This is a genomic window from Nonomuraea marmarensis (assembly GCF_043197025.1).
Classification (GTDB): Bacteria; Actinomycetota; Actinomycetes; order Streptosporangiales; family Streptosporangiaceae; genus Nonomuraea; species Nonomuraea marmarensis.
On the sequence record NZ_JBICRM010000003.1, the window covers coordinates 255,577 to 273,102 of the forward strand.

The window sequence follows — 17,526 nt, forward strand, 5'->3', positions numbered from 1 at the left end:
ATCGCAACTCAGGCACCAAATGTTACGGGCGCCCGCATGCGGGCGCCCGTAAGCGTCACTTCACGGATCCGGCCATCATGCCCTGGACGAAGTACCGCTGGAACGCGAAGAACAGGACCAGCGGAATGATCAGCGACAGGAACGCGCCCGAGGAGAGGATGTCGACGTTCGACCCGAACTGCCGCATCTGCGACTGCAGGGCCTTGGTCATCGGCTGGTTCTCGGTGTTGGCGAAGACCAGCGCGATGAGCATGTCGTTCCACACCCAGAGGAACTGGAAGATCCCCAGCGACGCGATGGCGGGCTTGCCCAGCGGGAACACCACCGACGCGAAGATCTTCCACTCCGAGGCCCCGTCCATCCTGGCCGCCTCCAGCAGCGAGGAGGGGATGCCGATGAAGAAGTTGCGGAGCAGGAAGATCGCGAACGGCAACCCGAACGCGGTGTGGAACAACACCACTCCCGGAATCGTGCCGAAGATCCCGACGCCTCCGTAGAAGACGGCGACGGGGATCAGCGCGATCTGGATGGGCACGATCAGCAGCCCGACCACGACGAGGAACGCCGCGTCACGCCCGCGGAACTCCATCCACGCGAACGCGTACGCCGCCATCGCCGCGATGCCGATCACCAGGACCGTGGTGGGCACCGTGATGAACACGGTGTTCCAGAAGGACGCGGTGAAGCCGCTGGCCAGCAGGCTCTGATAGCTCCGGAGGGTCAACTCGGCGGGCTTGGTGAAGATCGTCCACCAGCCCTCGGCGTTGTTGACCTGCGTCGTACGCATCGAGACGACCAGCAGGCCCAGCGTCGGCACCAGCCAGAACAGGCCCAGCAGCACCATCACCACTTGGACGGCGCCGCCGCCGAGACTGTCGACGATTCTGCCCAGCACGCCCCTGCGCGGCGCCCCCGTCTCCAGCCCGGCCGGCACCGCAGCGGTCGCGGTCGTCATGTGTCCTCCCTCCTGAACCGCCGAATATTCATGATCATGAAGGGAAGGACCAGAATGAGCAGGAAGATGGCCAGCGCGCTGCCCAGGCCCTGGTTGTTCCCGCCGCCGAACGACACGCGCCACATCTCCAGCGCGATCACGTTCGACTGGGGTTGCACCGAGGGCGGCGCGATGATGAAGACCAGGTCGAACACCTTCAGTGTGTTGATGATCATCGTCACGAGGACGACGAGCAGCACCGGCGACAACAGCGGCACGGTGATCTTGCGGAACACCTGCCACTCCGTGGCGCCGTCGATGCGGGCGGCTTCGAGCGCGTCACGCGGGATCGCCGCCAGCCCGGCCGCGATCAGCACCATGGCGAACCCGGCCCACACCCAGACGAACGCGCCGATGATGGCCGGCGTGATCAGTGTCGGGCCGAGCCAGGTCAGGCCGCCGTAGGAGGGCTGGAAGTTCGACTGCGGGAGCCGTACGACATAGGAGCCCGCGGGCAGCCCGTCGAAGCGGAACGAGCCGTCGTCGGCGGTCGTGGCGGTCGCGGCGACGCGGCCGTTCTGGACCGCTTCGACGGTCATGCCCGGCAGGCCCTTCTCGGAGCCGTCCACGGCGCCGTTCCGGCCGCCGCCTCCGGGGGTGAAGTCGAACCAGACCGTCCCGGACAGGCCGCCGCCGGCCGCCTGGGCCTTGGCGGGCTGGGCGCCGGCCGGCATGACCTCCGGCTTCACGCCGACGATCGGGACCAGCACCGGCTGGCCCGCCTGGGCGGGCTGCTTGGTGACGACCGCGCCGCCCTCGGCGGCGACCGGCGACTGGTCGCCCTCGCGGGGGCGCGCCTCCGGATAGCCCTGCGAGGAGGAGAACGTGTCGTGCACGGTGGTCAGCACGGCGTTGGCCAGGCCCTTGTCGGGGCTCTCCTCGTAGACCAGGCGGAAGATCACGCCGGCCGCCATCAGCGAGACGGCCATCGGCATGAACACGATCAGCTTGAACGCCGTCGCCCATTTGATGCGCTCGGTGAGCACCGCGAAGATCAGCCCCAGCGTGGTCACCACGATCGGCGCGACGACCACCCAGATGAGGTTGTTGCGGATCGTGGTGAGCATGCCGCCGTCGGTGAAGATCGTGGTGTAGTTGCCCAGCCCCACGAATCCGGTGCCCGTCGAGTCGAACAGGCTCCTGAAGATGGAGTAGACGATCGGATAGACCACCCAGATGCCCAGCAGCAGCGCCGCTGGGAGGAGGAAGGCGATGGCGACCGCCGGCGATGGGCCGATGCGTCGTTGCGTGCGGGGGGTTTCAGCCGGTCCGGTGGAGGGCCCGCCCGCGATCTCCGCGGGCGGGTCCTGCGGGCCGTCCAACCGTTCGGTCACGGCCTTACCTCTTTACTTCCAGGCCTTTTTGGCCTCGTCTTCGAGCTTGGTCTGGGCGCCCTTGACGTCGCTCGGGTTGCGCAGGAAGTCCTGCAGCACCTTCCACTCGCCCTTGCCGTCGGTGCCGCCGAACGCGCTCGGCGCCAGGTCCGACATGTCGTAGCGAACGGCGTCGCCGGCCGAGACGATCGTCTGTCCGAGCTGCTTGGTCAGCGGGTCCGGGTAGTTGTCGGGGGAGACGTTCTTGTTGGGCGACAGGTAGCCGGGCAGCTTGGCCCAGATCTCGCCGCCCTCCTTGGAGGCCAGGAACTGCAGCAGCGCCATGGCGCCGGGCGAGTCCTTCATCGCCACCGCGACGTCGCCGCCGAGCACGACGGGCGTGGTGTCGCCGACCTTGGGGAACGGGATGTACTTGGCCGCATCGCCGACCTTGGCGCCCGACTGGTCGGCCTCGACGGCGACGAAGTCGGCCTCGATGACCATGGCGGCCTTCTTGGTGCCGTAGACCTTGCTCACGCAGGTGGGGAAGTCGGTCTGCAGGGTGCCGGAGGTGCCGTCGACCAGGAACTCCTTCTTGCCCACGATCTGCTGGATCTTCTCCAGCGCGGTGGCCACGGTGGGGTCGGTCCACGGGATCTCGTGCTTGGAGAGCTTGTCGTAGTTCTCGGGGCCCGCGGTGGACAGGTAGACGTTCTCGAACAGGTCGGTCAGCGTCCAGCCGGAGGCGCCGCACAACGAGAACGGCGGCGTGCCGGAATCGGCGATGGTCTGCGCGGCCTTGACCAGCTCGTCCCAGTTCGTCGGCGGCTGTACGCCCGCGTCCTCGAACGCCTGCGCGCGGTACCAGACCAGCGACTTGTGCGCGGCCTTGATCAGCACGCCGTACACCTTGCCGTCGGCGGAGCCGAGCTCCTTCCAGTACGGGGTGTAGTTGGTGTCGATCTCCGCGGTGACGGCGTCGGTCAGCGGCTTGAGCGCGTTCTGCGCGGAGTACTGCTGCACCAGGCCGGGCTGGGGCAGGATCGCCACGTCCGGCGGGCTGCCGCCCTGGATGCGCGGGCCGAGGTAGGCGCCGGTGTCCTCACCGGTCGAGGCGTAGGTGACCTGGGCCCCGGTCTTGTCGGAGAAGGCCTTGAGCACCTGCTCGAAGTTCTTCTGTTCCTGGCCGGTCCACTTGGCGGCGACCTCGAGCTTCACGCCCTCGAGCGTCTTGCCGGCGCTGGCGGACGCCGAGCCCGAAGCGGTGGGCTGCGTCGTCGTCGGCGCGTTGCCGCAGGCGGCGACGGCTACCGCCAGCCCGGCCAGGATCGCTGCTGCTCTGGCTTTTCGCATGACTGCCTCACTGGGTTCTGATGATCTCTTCGAGTTCGGACTTCATGGAGACCGCGACATCGCCCGCGGACTCGGTGGAGGGGTTGCCGAGTGCCTTGGCGACCGAACTGGCGATCACCAGGCTCAGCTGGTTGTAGTTGGCGCTCACCGGCCGTGCCTTGGCGGCCAGGATGCTCTCCTTGAGCACGGGCAGGTACGGAAAGCGCTTGATCAGGGCGGGATCGTCGTAGAGCTCGGTCCACACGGGCGGGAAGGAGCCCGCGGTGAGCACCCTGCGCTCGTTCTCCAGGCTCGTGAAGTAGCGGATGAACTCCTGCGCGGTGTGCTGGTGCTTGGAGTACGCGCTGACGGCCAGGTTCGCGCCGCCCAGCGTGCTGATCCCCGGCCCGTCGAGCCCGGGCAGCCGGGTCACCCTCAGCTTGTCGCCCAGCTCGGCCTTGGCGGGACCGTACGCGTGCGGCCAGTTGCGGGCGAAGGCCAGCCGGCCCTCCTGGAAGGCCAGGCGCGACTCCTCCTCCTTGTAGCTCAGCGACTCCTTGGGTATCCAGCCCTCGCGCAGGCCCTGGAGCAGGAAGTCGAGCGCGATCTCGCCCCTGGCCGGGTCGAGGGTCACCTCCGTGCCGTCGCGGCTGACGATCTGCCCGCCGGCCGACTGCACGGCCTCGGAGAAGTTGACGGTGAGCCCCTCGTAGGCCAAGAACTGCCCGGCATAGCCTTCTATGTCATGATTTTCCGTAATTTTTCGTGATTGGTCGCGAAGCTCCGCCCACGTCCGCGGCGGCTTCCTGACCAGGTCGGTCCGGTAGTAGAGCAGCCCCGCATTGCTCGTATACGGGACCGCCCAGAGCTTGTCCTTGTAGACAGCCGTCTCCACGACGGGCGGCAGGAACCTGTCGAGCGGGAACAACCCGCGCTCCAGGGGGATGATCCAGCCGTTCTCCGCGAACTCGGCGGTCCACACGACGTCCAGCCCCAGCACGTCGTAGCGACTGCTCTGGGCCTGCAGGTTGGCCACCATCTGAGCACGTTGCTCGTCGGCGGCCTCGGGCAGCTCCAGCAGCGTCACCTTCTCGGCCGGGTGGGCCTGGTTCCAGCGGTCCAGCAGGGGTTGCAGGTACGCGGTGGTGTCGCGGCCGGTGGCGAACGTGATGGGCCCGATGCCACCCGTTCCCGTGTCGCCGCCGCCCTCATCGCCCGTCGCCGCGCACCCGGCCGCCACGAGCACGGCCAGTGCGAGCGGAAGCGAGCGCAGCACTCTGTTTCCTCCGTGTTCAGAGTGGTTACATACGTGTTAGGTAGATGCATTCATGTTATGCACACAGGTAATCTGGCGGTCAACGGATAACCGCGTAACGCATACGTAACACACCGGGGAGGTGAGGCGTGCGGCTTCACCTGCTGGCGCTCCTGGCCAAAGAGCCGGCCCACGGCTACGAGCTCAAACAGGCCCTCGAGCAGACCTTCGGCAGCGCCTATCCCTCCCCCAACATCGGCCAGATCTACGTGACGCTCGGCAGGCTGGAGAAGGACGGCCTGGTCAGAGCGGTCGACGTGGAGCAGACCAACCGGCCCAACAAGAAGGTCTACTACCTGACCGCCAAGGGCCGCGACCTGCTCACCGCCTGGGTCGACGAGCCGACGGAGGGCCCCAGGGTCCGCGACGAGTTCTTCATGAAGCTCGTGCTCGCGCCGCTGACCGGCATCGCCGACCGGATGGCGCTGATCAACCGGCAGCGCCGCCACTACCTGTCGCTCATGAGCGATCTCAACGACCTCCTGGCCCGCACGCCGCCGACTGACCGGGTGGCGATGTTGCTCATCGAGGGCGCCATGCTCCACCTGCAGGCCGACCTTGACTGGCTGGAGCGATGCCAGGAGGATCTGGCATGAGCCCGGTTGTGAAAACGGTCAATCTGGTCAAAATCTACCAGGATGGCGCGGTCCCGGTGCCTGCCGTGCGGGGCGTGGACCTCCAGGTCGAGCCGGGCGAGTTCGTCGCGATCATGGGGCCTTCCGGCTCGGGCAAGTCCACACTCGTCCACATGCTGGGCGGGCTCGACACCAGGACCAGCGGCGAGATCTGGCTCGACGGCAAGCGCGCGGACACCCTCTCCGAGAGCGCGTGGGCGCTGCTGCGGCGCAAGAAGATCGGGTTCGTCTTCCAGTTCTTCAACCTCGTCGCCAACATGACCGTCGGCGACAACGTCGAGCTGCCCGCGCTGCTGGCCGGGGCCTCGCCCAAGGTGGCCAGGGAGCGCAGGGAGAGCCTGCTCGGCGCGCTCAACCTCGCCGAGCGGGCCGACGCCGCGCCCGCCCAGCTCTCCGGCGGCGAGCAGCAGCGGGTGGCGCTGGCCAGGGCGCTGGCCAACCAGCCCAGCGTGCTGCTGGCCGACGAGCCCACCGGCAACCTCGACAGCCGCAACACCCGTGACGTGCTCCGCCTGCTCGGCGACGTGCACAAGGAGGGGCAGACGATCGTCATGGTCACGCACGACGCCCGGGTGGCGAGCCTGGCCGACCGGCTCGTGTCCCTGTTCGACGGCGAGATCGTCGACGACGGCCGCATCGCCCGCCGGCGTACGCGCACGGCCGGCGAGGTGATCGACCTCCGATGAGTGCCACGCTCGCCGGGAGCAGGTGGATCCAGGCCGATCTGCGGGCCAGGAAGGGTCAGGCGGTGCTGACGGTGCTGGCCGTGGCCGGGATCGTGGCCGCGCTGATCACCGCGGCGACCCTGCTGGAGGACGGCACCAACCCGTGGCGGAGCCTGTTCGCCCAGACCGACGGGGCCCACGTCTGGCTCTACACCGACGACAGCCCGCAGGTGGCCCTGGGGAACATCGACGGCGTGACCCGTACCGCGGGCCCGTACCGGTCGGCTCCCGTGACCGTGGCGCAGGACGGCAAGAAGGAGCCCGCGGCGCTGCGCGCGATGCCCGCCACGCCGCCGGACGTGGCGCACCCGGTGGTGGCCGAGGGCAGGTGGCTGGACGCCGCCCAGCCCGACGGGGTGGTCGTCGAGCGGTCGTTCGCGACCGCGCTGCGGCTCAGGATCGGCGCGCCCTTCACGATCATCGCGCTCAGCGGCGAGCGCCACACCCTGTACGTACGCGGCATCGCCGACTCCGCCGAGCAGGGCTTCTACCCGGAATGGACCCCCGGTCTGGCCTACGTGCTGCCGGTGATGCTCGACCGGATCGAGCCCATGCTCGGCCGCAGCGAATGGGTGACCGGGCTGCGCCTGGCCGACCCCGACGCCTCGCAGGTCGTCTCGCAGCGCGTGGTCGTCATGCTGGAGGACAAGCTGCAGCGGGTCTACACCTGGCGCGAGGTCAGGGCCTCCATGGAGTTGGACAACCGGCTGCTCGGCACGCTGCTGGCGCTGTTCGGGGTGGTCGGGCTGGTGGCCGCCGCGCTCGCGCTGGCCAACGCCGCCGGCGGGCGGGTGCTGGGCCAGCTGCGCGACCTGGCCACGCTCAAGTCGCTGGGCTTCACCAGGGGCCAGGTCGCCCTGCTGCTCCTGGTCGAGCACGGCGCGCTGGGCCTGCTCGGCGTGGCTCTGGGCGCGCCGGCGGGCTGGGGCGTGATGGCGGCGGTGCTCGGCGCGACGTCCGTGGCCCCGGTGCCGGTGCTGCTGATCGTCGGCGGCACGGCCCTGGTGGTGCTGGCCGCCGTCGGGGTGCCCGCGTGGCGCGGCGGCCGCACGCCGCCGATCCCCGACGTGCCCGCCGCGCCGCCGCGCGGCCACCTGTCCAGGCTGGCCAGACTCGCCCTCCTGGTACGCCTCCCGCCCGCCCTCATCCTGGGCACCAGAGACGCCTTCACCAGGCGGGTGCCGGCGTTCCTGACGGCGTTCGGGCTGGCCGTGCCGATGATGATGATCACGATCGGCCTCGGCGTCTGGGCCACGCTGGACAACTTCCTCAGCCACCCCGAGCAGGTGGGCCAGCACGCCTCCCTGTACGTCAGACCGGGCAAGCTGGAGTCGGCCGACGCCAAGCGGATCGCCGAGCAGGACAGGGACGTGGCCGCGGTCTATCCGGGCACCGACGTGAACGCCCTGGCCCCCGGCCAGGCCCGCTCGGTCATGGTCCGGGCGATCGGCGCCTCGGCGGAGCCGTACCCGTTCCCCGTGGTCGAGGGCCGCATGTACGGCAGGCCAGGCGAGGCGGTCGCCGGGCAGGGCCTGCTGGACCTGCTCGGCCTCAAGATCGGCAACCGGGTCAGGCTGACCGTGGGCGGCTCGCCGCTGATCGTCCGGATCGTCGGCAGGACCGTCGAGCCCGACCTGGACGGCGAGGTGCTCTCGGTGGGGCTCGACAGCCTGGCGGCCAAGGACTCGGTGCCGCCCGAGTTCTACGCGCTCGCGCTGCGACCCGGGGCGGACCAGGCCGAGGTGCGCGGCCGGCTGCTGGCGGAGTCGGCCGAGGGCCTGGACGTGCAGGCCGCGGTCAACCCGGCGGACCGGCTGTCGGTGATCAGGGTCGTGATCGTGGCGCTGATCGCCGTGCTGACCCTGATCGGCCTGGCCAACCTGCTCACCGCCAGCGCGCTCGGCCTGCGCGACCACGCGTTCGACCTGGCCGTGCTGAAGGCCATGGGGCTGACCCCGCGCCAGGTGATGGCCACGCTCGTGACGGGCACGGGCCTGCTCGTCGTGCTCGGCGTGGGTGCGGGCGCCGCGGCGGGCGCCTCCGTCGTCAAGGGGCTGATCGACCTGCAGGGTCACACGAGCGGCGTGGGCGCGGGCATCGGCCGTTCGCCCTCGGCTCTGACGCTGGCCGTGGCCGTCGTGGTCGCCGTGGGCACGGCCCTCGCGGTCGCGCTCATTCCCGCCCGCCGCGCGGCCCGTGCCCAGGTGCCGGTCACGTCGCGCTGATCTCCGCCGGCTTCAGCGCGAACCAGTAGAACCCGTGCCCCGGCAGCGTGAGCAGATAGGGCAGCTCCCCGATCGGCGGGAACTCCACCCCGCCGCGCGCCTCGACCGGGATCATCCCCTCGAACCTGCGCAGGTCCAGCTCCACCGGCTGCGGGAACTTCGAGAGATTGTTCACACACAACATCACGTCGTCGCGGTCCTCGCGCACGTAGGTGAGCACGGAGGGGTTCGACGACCACATCTCGGTGTACGCGCCCACGCCGAACACCGGGTGCTTGTGGCGGATCTCCAGCATGCGCCGGGTGAAGTGGAGCAGCGAGCCTTCGTGACGCTGCTGGGCCTCCACGTTGACCGCCTGGTAGCCGTAGATCGGATCCATGACCGCGGGCAGGTAGAGCCGCCCCGGGTCGGCCGAGGAGAACCCGGCGTTGCGGTCGGGGCTCCACTGCATCGGCGTACGGACCGAGTCGCGGTCCTCCAGCCAGATGTTGTCGCCCATGCCGATCTCGTCGCCGTAGTAGATGACCGGCGAGCCGGGCAGGCTCATCAGCAGCGCCGTGAACAGCTCGATCCGGTCCCTGTCGTTGTCCAGCAACGGGGCCAGCCGGCGCCGGATGCCCAGGTAGGCGCGCATGCGCGGGTCCTTGGCGTACTCCTTGTGCATGTAGTCGCGCTCTTCCTCGGTCACCGTCTCGAGCGTGAGCTCGTCGTGGTTACGCAGGAAGATGCCCCACTGCGCCTTCTCCGGCAGCTTGGGCGTCCGCGACATGATCTCGGAGATCGGCTCGCGGGTCTCCTTCTTGACCGCCATGTAGATGCGCGGCATGAGCGGGAAGTGGAAGGCCATGTGGCATTCGTCACCGCCCGTGGTGGGGTCGCCGAAGTATTCGACGACGTCCTCGGGCCACCCGTTGGCCTCGGCCAGCAGCACCCGGTCCGGGTAGAGGCGGTCCACCTCGGCCCGGACCTTCTTCAGGTACGCGTGCGTCTCCGGCAGCCCGGCGCACGCGGTGCCCTCGCGCTCGAACAGGTACGGGACCGCGTCCAGCCGGAACCCGTCGATGCCCAGGTCCAGCCAGAACCGCAACACCTCGAGCATGGCATCCTGCACCGCCGGGTTGTCATAGTTCAGGTCCGGCTGGTGGTGGAAGAAACGGTGCCAGTAGTACTGCTTGCGCACCGGGTCGTAGGTCCAGTTGGACTCCTCGGCGCCGATGAAGATGATCGGCGCGTCGGGATAGGCGCCGGGGTTGTCGGACCACACGTAGAAGTCCCCGTAGGGGCCGGCGGGATCGTGCCGGGACGCCTGGAACCAGGGGTGCCGGTCGCTGGTGTGGTTCATCACAAGATCGGTGACGATCCGCAGGCCACGCTCGTGGGCGGCCTCGATCAGCTGCACGAAATCCCCCAAATCACCAAAATCTGGAAGGATCTTCATATAGTCCGAAATATCGTAGCCGCCGTCTCGCAACGGCGACTCGTACAGCGGCAGCAACCACAAGCAGTCCACACCCAGCCACTCGAGATAGCCCAGCTTCTCGATGAGACCGCGCAGGTCGCCGGTGCCGTCGCCGTTGGAGTCCTTGAACCCCCGGACGAGGACCTCGTAGAACACCGCCCGCTTGTACCAGGATGGATCCTCCGAGACGAACGCCTCGGAGATCGGCTCCGGTATTGGGGATGCGTTGATCATATGTCGCTCACAGGAAGAGATGTGGGCAGGACGAAGTCACCGGTATGCCCCGGCGTTGTTATCTGGTGACCGCGCCGCGTGGAGTCGTCATCCCTGCGAACTCCATGCCCTCGAACGAGACCGGATTTGTGATCCGGTGCCCGTTTGTGCGGCGCTTACGGGCCGAACACTACCAGCCCGTTGGCTATCCGGAACCCGCTTCTGCTGTGCGACGTTTAATACCCGCGAGATCCGTATGTAATCGCCCTGTTACCCAGAGTTCACTAAAAAGGTGCGGCCAGGTCCGTGAGGTCGTTTTCGAAGTCGTTCAACCACAGCCCGAACAACACCAATCCGCGTACCCAGAAGCGATCGTTCCAGCCGTTGAACCTGGTCAGAGCGTCGGGCCCGCCCGCGATCACCTCGTGCAGCTCGTCCGAGAGTAACCCGGGCACCCGGCTCACCACGGTTTCCAGCATGCGGTGCGAATAATTTCGGGCCGGAGCCGCCGTGGACCGCAATGGGATCCGCTGAAGCGGCTGTTTGATCACGTTTGTAGAGGGCAGGGCGGCCACCCGCGGGTTGGCCGCGTACAGCACCTCGCGGTAGAAGCGGCCCTTGTCCTTGCGGGCCACGCCAACCGACAACGCGGCGTCGAAGAAGTCCGGGTGGATGAACGGCGCGGCGAACGACGCCTCGGGCCCGACCAGGTTGACCGCCGAGCGCGCGATGCCCCGCACGGTCCTGGTGTGCAGCACCGACAGCGGCAGCTCGGCCCGGTGCCCGTGGAACATGGAGGTGGCGGCCGCGAACTGCTCGCGTACGGTCTCCTCCATCCACTGCGCGGCGGCCTTGGACAGGAACGGCTGCGCGGGTTGCCCGAGTGACAGGGAGCTGAGCACCGCCGCCGACCGCTCGGCCTGCGTCTTCGCCTCCAGCGCCGCCTCGCTGACCATGAAGTTCTTCAGCAGCGGCCCGCCGGCCAGCCCGTCGATGAGAATCCGGCCCGCGCCGTGCACCTCCTTGGCGAAGGGCGCGTACCAGGCGTGGTGCGGGGTCAGGTATTCGAGCCTGCGGGCCACCTCCACCGCGTCGTCCGGGTAGTCGGCGGCGTCCTGGAGGATCACCCGGTAGGGGATGCCCAGCTCCCTGGTGATCGACCTGGCGAACGCGATGTCGGTGTCGGTGCCGTCGTCCGGGCTGGTGGTCCACGACTCGACGTCCGCCCCACGGGCCTTGGCCACGCTCGCGAGCAGCCGCGAGTCGTAGCCGCCGCTGACCGGCACGAGCAGCTTGCGGCCCTCGTAGTCCCGGTAGACCTCGTGCAGCAGCTCGACGATCTCGCCCGGGCTGATCCACGTCTCGTACGGCTCGCTGCGCAACCAGCGCGGCAGCCGGCGCTCGGTGGTCACCTGGCCGTGCTCCCACACCAGCGCGCTCGACCCCGGCAGCCGCTTGACCTCGCGGTACGGGGTCGCCTCGCCCAGCGGGAACGTCACCTGGATGATCGAGGCCCAGGCCGACCAGTCGATCTCGATCGGCACCAGGCTGAGCAGCGGCTGGATCAGGGACGAGAAGTAGACCGCGTCGCCCTGGCGTACGTAGTAGACGTCCACCAGCCCCAGCGCGCCCGTGTGCAGCGTGACCCGCGGGCCGTCGCCGATCAGCCCAGGGGCCTCGTACGTCTCCGCGACGGTCATCCACTCCCCGGCCGCGACCGGCCTGCGCTCGCCCCAGGCGAACGCGAACGAGCCGTCAGCCCGGTGGTAGGGCGGCAACGGCGTGGAGCTGAACAGCGCGGCCTCGGCGGTCTGGAGCGCGGGCCGGACCTTCGGCCCCGCGGCGGTCAGCTTGCCGAGTATGGCGGTGTCGATCCGGCCGAGAGCGCCGCATATGTAGGGCCGCACGTTGAACTGCACCGGATCTCATCCCTTCGAGACGCTTCTCGCAAAAGAGTATCCTTTGCCGGACTGAGAGGGCGGAGGACCGGTTTGTCTGAGCTGGAGAGCACTCGTCGCGCGCTGCGGGACGCCGTCGCGCAGGCTGGGCGCGCGGCCGAGCTGGCCAGGCTGCTGGACGCCGCCCAGGCCAGGCTGGCCGCGGCCGAGCAGCGCGCCGAGGAGGTCAAGGCGCTGGCCGAGCAACTGAGCGAGACCGAGGAGTGGCTCGAATCCGAGCGGGCCGCCGCCGAGAAGCTGCGCAGGGAGCTGGCCGAGCAGCGGTTCCAGGCCGAGGTGGCCAACTGGAAGTTGTCCTCGATCAAGGTCGCGCGCTGGAACCGTCTCGGCGACGCGATCAAGAGCGGCAAGAGCAACCCGATGCGGCTGGCCAAGGGCCTCAGGGGCGCCGCCAAGCCGGTCAAGCGGCCCATCGCGCCCAAGCGCAGGCCCGTGGCCGCCGCCAAGGCCAAGGAGGAGCGCCTGGGGGCCGCGTTCCAGGCCACGACCACGACCAGGACGCTCGGGGGCGCCTCGTTCAAGCTCAAGCCGTTCCGGGTGCCGACGGGGCCCAACACGCGGCCGCACCTGACCGCCGCCGTGATCGCCGACCCGCACGCGGAGGCGCTGCTGCGGTACGAGTGGCGGCAGACGACCGGCTTCACGCCGCGCGACTTCGCCAGGGTGCTGCCGCTCGAAGTGCCCCACCTGCTCGTGGTCGAGTCGGTCACCCAGGGGCCGTGGGCCGAGGAGATCACCGGCGAGCCGGGCGAGGGCCTCAAGGCGCTGCTGGCCTGGTGCGCCGAGCGCGGCATCCGTACGATCTTCTGGCACACGCAAGGTGACGTGGCCGCCTACGCCGCGGCGGCCGAGCTGTTCGAGCACCGGTTCACCACTGATCTGACGGTGGCCTGGCCGCGGCTGCAGTTCGGGGTGCAGCCCAGGGTGCACAACCCGCTGCCGCTCTCCGGCGGGCGCATCGACCGGGTGCTCACGCTCGACCAGTTGCTGCCCGGGCATCTGGCGTACCCGGACGTGCTGACCTCCTACCGCTGGCCCGCCGCGGCCGACTGCCCGCCCGGCACGCCGCAGTGGCGGCTGGCCGAGATCGCCGCCTGCGGCACGCCGATCGGCACCGAGGCGGACACGCGGCGGGCGCACGTGGCGCTGCGCCGGGCGTACGGGATGGGCACGATGACCGAGCGCATCGACGAGCTGCTGGAGGCGATCGGCCTGCCCAGCGCCCGCGCCACCCTCAACACCTCGGTGCTGTTGCCGATCATGGACCCGTTCCTGATGGAGCACGCGCTGGCGCAGGTCGCCAAGCAGTCGGGCGTGGACCAGGTGATCGTCATCGGTCCGCCGGAGGCCGAGTTGCGGGCCCGCGACGTGCTGCCTGACGTGGAGGTCGTCTACCGCCGGCCGCAGCCCTCGATGACCGAGGGCGCCATGCTCAACGCCGGCATCGACCTGTGCGAGGCCGACCTGGTGGCGGTCATGGACCCGCGCGACGTGTACGGCGCTCACTACCTGTCGGACCTGCGCCGCGCCTTCCTCTTCAGCACGGCCGACATCGTCGGCAAGGCGGCCTTCTACGCCCACCTCCGCAAGCCCCAGGCCACCCTGCTGAAGCAGCCGGACGCCGAGTACTCCCACCTCCCGGAGATCGCCGGAGCCACCCTCCTGGCCCGCCGGAACACGCTGCGCGAGCTGGGCTTCGCCGACCTCACCGACGGGTGGGACGAGGTGCTCATGCGGCAGTGCCGGACGGATGGGATCAAGGTGTTCTCGGCGGACCGGTTCGGCTATGTCCGGGTCCGCGACGAGGACCGCTGGCTGCTGGGCGCGGCCCACCTGGTCGAATACGGCTCGGCGGAGCCCCACGCGCTCATCTAGGGTCGTCCCCATGACGCTTGGGGAGCTGGCCGAGGTGCTCGGGGAGCCGCCGGTGCCCGAGGGGACGTGGGAGCGGGAGGCCGGCTACGTCTCCGCGGCTGCTCTTCGGCGGCGGGTTCCCGCCGAGTCGCTGGCGGAGCGGGTGCGGGAGCTGCCGGGAGTCGCCGGGGTGGAGGTCCAGGGGAACGGGTTTCTGCGGATCGTCGTGAGCGTGCCCGGCGAGGTGCTGGAGGCCGTCGAGCCGTTCGACGTTCCCGGGCCTGAGTGGCCGGACTTTCCGCGTACCTGGGACAACCCCGGGTTCGTGGTGCGGTACGGGCATGCGCGGGCCTGTGCGGTGCGGCGGTGGGCCGAGGAGCTGGGGGTGCCGCGCGAAGGGTTCCGGCCCGAGTTGCTCGATGATCGCTACGATCGGGGGGTGTTGCGGGTGCTGGCCGAGTTGCCCGGGCGGGTGGTCAGCAGGGATCCGGGGTGGGAGACGTACCTTGTGCGGCTGGCCCTGGCTTATCACGACGCGCACGAGCACGCGCCTGCCGTGCCGGTCGGGGATGCGTTGCCCGCGCCGGTGCACACCGCGCGGGTGCGGTTGGCGGAGGTCGTACAGGGAGTGTTGGTGGGGCCGGAGCGGCTGTGAAGGATCACAAAATATCCGGCTAAACGGCGAAAAATCGTAAAAATATCCCTTCTGGGGCTTGATCGTGTCTCGATACGTGGTCATGGGTCCTGGGAGGGGTGGCGGGTCCGATAGCCTCGATCGGGTGAGTCGATTCGTCCACCCCGCCGGGGACCGGCACGCCGAGATGCTGCCCCACGAGCGCCCACCGCAGGCGCCCGCCGACCTCAACCGGATCAACCCCGCGATCTGGCCCCGAACGTCGACCCGGACCGATGGCGCGCTCACGGTCGGCGGCGTGGACGTGCGTGACCTGGCCCGCGCCCACGGCACCCCGCTCTACGTGCTCGACGAGGACGACGTACGCTCCCGCATGCGCGACTACGCGACCGCGTTCTCCGACTCCGACGTCCACTACGCGGGCAAGGCGTTCCTGTGCAAGGAGGTCGTCCGGTGGCTGCTGGACGAGGGCCTCGGGCTGGACGTGGCCAGCGGCGGCGAGCTGGCGGTCGCGCTCAGCGTCGGGTTCCCGCCCGGGCGCATCACCATGCACGGCAACAACAAGTCCACCGCCGAGCTGGCCAGGGCGCTGGAGGTCGGGGTCGGGCACATCGTGGTCGACTCGTTCGACGAGATCGCCAGGCTCGGCTACCTCGCCGAGCAGCGCGGCAGCCGGCCCAAGGTGATGATCAGGGTGACGACCGGGGTCGAGGCGCACACGCACGAGTTCATCGCGACGGCGCACGACGACCAGAAGTTCGGGTTGTCGCTCAACTCCGGGGCCGCCGCCGAGGCCGTACGCCGGATCCTCGCCCTGCCGCAGCTCGAGCTCGTCGGGCTGCACTCGCACATCGGCTCCCAGATCGTGGACACGGCGGGGTTCGAGGTGGCGGCGCGGCGGCTGGCCACGCTGCTCGTGCAGATCAAGGACGAGCACGGCGTGGTGCTACCCGATCTGGACCTGGGCGGCGGCTACGGCATCGCCTACGTCGAAGGCGACGAGGCACCCGACATCAAGGAGCTGGCCGACGGGCTGCGCGAGATCGTCACCAAGGTGTGCGTGGACGCGGGGCTGCCGGTGCCGCGCCTGACCGTGGAGCCGGGGCGCACCATCGTGGGCACGGGGGGCATCACGCTCTACGAGGTCGGCACGGTCAAGGACGTCGAGGGGCTGCGCTCGTACGTGAGCGTCGACGGCGGCATGAGCGACAACGTGCGCACGGCTCTCTACGGCGCCGAATACACCGCCGTGCTGGCCAGCCGCGAGAGCACGGCCGAGCCCGTGCTCAGCCGTCTGGTCGGCAAGCACTGCGAGAGCGGCGACATCATCGTGCGCGACTGCCACCTGCCCGCCGACCTGGCGCCTGGCGACCTGATCGCGGTGGCGGCGACGGGAGCCTACTGCCGTTCGCTGGCGAGCAACTACAACTACCTGCCCAAGCCCGCCGTGGTGGCCGTCTCCGGCGGCGCCGCCCGGGTGATCGTGCAGGGTGAGACCGAGGACGACCTGTTGAGGGGGCAGCTGTGAAACCGCTGAAAGTGGCTCTGCTGGGCTGCGGCGTCGTCGGCTCGCAGGTCATCAGGCTCATGCACGAGCAGGCCGCCGACCTGACCGCCCGCGTCGGCGCCCCCCTTGAGCTGGCCGGGGTCGCGGTGCGGCGGCTGGGCCGCAAGCGCGACGTCGAGGTGGATCCCGCGCTGCTCACCACCGACGCCGAGTCGCTGGTCACGCGGGACGACGTCGACATCGTGATCGAGGTCATCGGCGGCATCGAGCCCGCCCGCACGCTGATCGTGTCCGCCCTGTCCAAGGGCAAGTCCGTGGTCACCGCCAACAAGGCGCTGCTGGCCGAGGACGGCGGCACCCTGCACGAGGCCGCCCGCACCGGCAACGGCGACCTCTACTTCGAGGCCAGCGTCGCCGGGGCCATCCCGCTGCTGCGGCCGCTGCGCGAGTCGCTGGCGGGCGACCACGTCAAACGGGTGCTCGGCATCGTCAACGGCACCACCAACTACATCCTGGACAAGATGGACTCCTCGGGCGCGTCCTTCACCGACGCCCTGGAGGAGGCCCAGACCCTCGGCTACGCGGAGGCCGACCCGACGGCCGACGTCGAGGGCTTCGACGCCGCCGCCAAGGCCGCCATCCTGGCCGGGCTCGCCTTCCACAGCCGTGTCACGGCCGCCGAAGTGCACCGGGAGGGCATCACCGAGATCACCGCCACCGACGTGGCCTCGGCCAAGGCCATGGGCTACGTCATCAAGCTGCTGGCCATCTGCGCCCGCTCCGACGACGGCCGCTCGGTCGGGGTGCGGGTGCACCCGGCGATGATCCCGCGCTCGCATCCGCTGGCGGGGGTGCGGGAGGCGTACAACGCGGTGTTCGTGGAGGCGGAGTCGGCGGGGCAGCTGATGTTCTACGGCAAGGGCGCCGGCGGGGCTCCCACGGCCTCGGCCGTGCTCGGGGACCTGGTGGCCGTCGCCCGCAACCGCCTGGCGGGCACGCGCGGCCCCGAGGAGTCCACGTACGCGGAGCGGGTCGTGCATCCCATGGGGGAGACCGTCACGCGCTGCCACGTGGCCCTGGACGTGGCGGACAAGCCGGGCGTGCTGGCGCGAGTGGCGGACCTGTTCGCCAAGCACGACGTCTCGATCCAGACCGTCCGCCAGGAGGGGCACGGGGACGACGCCCAACTCGTCATCGTCACCCACCGGGCCACGGACGCGGCGCTGACGGCGACCATGGAAGGGTTGCGGGAGCTGGACATCGTCCGCGCTGTGGCCAGCGTGATGCGCGTGGAGGGCGACGACGATTAACGTCCATGCGACTCTGCATCGGATCACCATCGAGTGGCGCGCGACCGCTCGC

The 17,526-nt window shown here is 69.7% G+C and carries 13 protein-coding genes; 7 read left to right on the forward strand and 6 right to left on the reverse strand.

Annotated features, from left to right (window positions below; all coding sequences use genetic code 11):
* Positions 1–55: 55 nt before the first annotated feature.
* The 4 genes from ACFLIM_RS06655 to ACFLIM_RS06670 are packed head-to-tail and all read right to left on the reverse strand — an operon-like array spanning position 56 to position 4,915.
* A complete protein-coding gene (locus ACFLIM_RS06655) occupies positions 56–955 on the reverse strand; it encodes a carbohydrate ABC transporter permease (RefSeq protein WP_393163003.1) in 900 nt (299 codons plus the stop codon).
* Entirely contained in the window at positions 952–2,328 is a 1,377-nt protein-coding gene (locus tag ACFLIM_RS06660; protein WP_393163005.1) for an ABC transporter permease, read from the reverse strand. The genes ACFLIM_RS06655 and ACFLIM_RS06660 overlap by 4 nt, the downstream gene beginning before the upstream one ends.
* A 12-nt stretch (positions 2,329–2,340) precedes the next feature.
* The gene (locus tag ACFLIM_RS06665) at positions 2,341–3,660 is read right to left on the reverse strand and encodes an ABC transporter substrate-binding protein (protein WP_393163007.1); all 1,320 of its coding nucleotides are present in this window, start codon (positions 3,658–3,660) and stop codon (positions 2,341–2,343) included.
* Between the two features lie 7 nt (positions 3,661–3,667).
* The gene (locus tag ACFLIM_RS06670) at positions 3,668–4,915 is read right to left on the reverse strand and encodes an ABC transporter substrate-binding protein (RefSeq protein WP_393163009.1); all 1,248 of its coding nucleotides are present in this window, start codon (positions 4,913–4,915) and stop codon (positions 3,668–3,670) included.
* A 128-nt stretch (positions 4,916–5,043) separates the two neighbouring features.
* On the opposite strand from ACFLIM_RS06670, the gene ACFLIM_RS06675 reads away from it, so the two are divergent.
* Genes ACFLIM_RS06675 through ACFLIM_RS06685 form a run of 3 tightly spaced genes read left to right on the forward strand, consistent with a single transcriptional unit; the run spans position 5,044 to position 8,539 of the window.
* Positions 5,044–5,550, forward strand: coding sequence for a PadR family transcriptional regulator (locus tag ACFLIM_RS06675; protein ID WP_393163011.1), 507 nt, complete (start codon positions 5,044–5,046; stop codon positions 5,548–5,550).
* Positions 5,547–6,275 carry an ABC transporter ATP-binding protein gene (locus ACFLIM_RS06680; protein ID WP_393163013.1) on the forward strand — a complete coding sequence of 243 codons (729 nt, stop codon included), beginning with the start codon at positions 5,547–5,549 and terminating at the stop codon, positions 6,273–6,275. Before ACFLIM_RS06675 ends, ACFLIM_RS06680 begins: the two co-directional genes overlap by 4 nt.
* A complete protein-coding gene (locus tag ACFLIM_RS06685) occupies positions 6,272–8,539 on the forward strand; it encodes an ABC transporter permease (RefSeq protein WP_393163015.1) in 2,268 nt (755 codons plus the stop codon). Before ACFLIM_RS06680 ends, ACFLIM_RS06685 begins: the two co-directional genes overlap by 4 nt.
* On the opposite strand, the gene treS is transcribed toward ACFLIM_RS06685, so the two are convergent.
* Together treS and ACFLIM_RS06695 are read right to left on the reverse strand one after the other, a co-directional pair.
* The gene (gene treS, locus ACFLIM_RS06690; RefSeq protein WP_393163017.1) at positions 8,526–10,232 is read right to left on the reverse strand and encodes a maltose alpha-D-glucosyltransferase; all 1,707 of its coding nucleotides are present in this window, start codon (positions 10,230–10,232) and stop codon (positions 8,526–8,528) included. The two genes, ACFLIM_RS06685 and treS, sit on opposite strands and share 14 nt — an antisense overlap.
* Before the next feature lie 263 nt (positions 10,233–10,495).
* Positions 10,496–12,130, reverse strand: coding sequence for an asparagine synthetase B family protein (locus tag ACFLIM_RS06695; protein ID WP_393163019.1), 1,635 nt, complete (start codon positions 12,128–12,130; stop codon positions 10,496–10,498).
* Between the two features lie 72 nt (positions 12,131–12,202).
* On the opposite strand from ACFLIM_RS06695, the gene ACFLIM_RS06700 reads away from it, so the two are divergent.
* From ACFLIM_RS06700 to ACFLIM_RS06715, 4 genes are all read left to right on the forward strand, one after another.
* A complete protein-coding gene (locus ACFLIM_RS06700; protein ID WP_393163021.1) occupies positions 12,203–14,044 on the forward strand; it encodes a hypothetical protein in 1,842 nt (613 codons plus the stop codon).
* Positions 14,045–14,054: 10 nt separating this feature from the next.
* Positions 14,055–14,678, forward strand: a complete 624-nt coding sequence (locus ACFLIM_RS06705) for an anticodon-binding protein (protein ID WP_393163023.1) — start codon at positions 14,055–14,057, stop codon at positions 14,676–14,678.
* Positions 14,679–14,802: 124 nt separating this feature from the next.
* A complete protein-coding gene (lysA, locus tag ACFLIM_RS06710) occupies positions 14,803–16,185 on the forward strand; it encodes a diaminopimelate decarboxylase (RefSeq protein WP_393163025.1) in 1,383 nt (460 codons plus the stop codon).
* Entirely contained in the window at positions 16,182–17,474 is a 1,293-nt protein-coding gene (locus tag ACFLIM_RS06715) for a homoserine dehydrogenase (protein ID WP_393163027.1), read from the forward strand. Before lysA ends, ACFLIM_RS06715 begins: the two co-directional genes overlap by 4 nt.
* Positions 17,475–17,526: the final 52 nt, after the last annotated feature.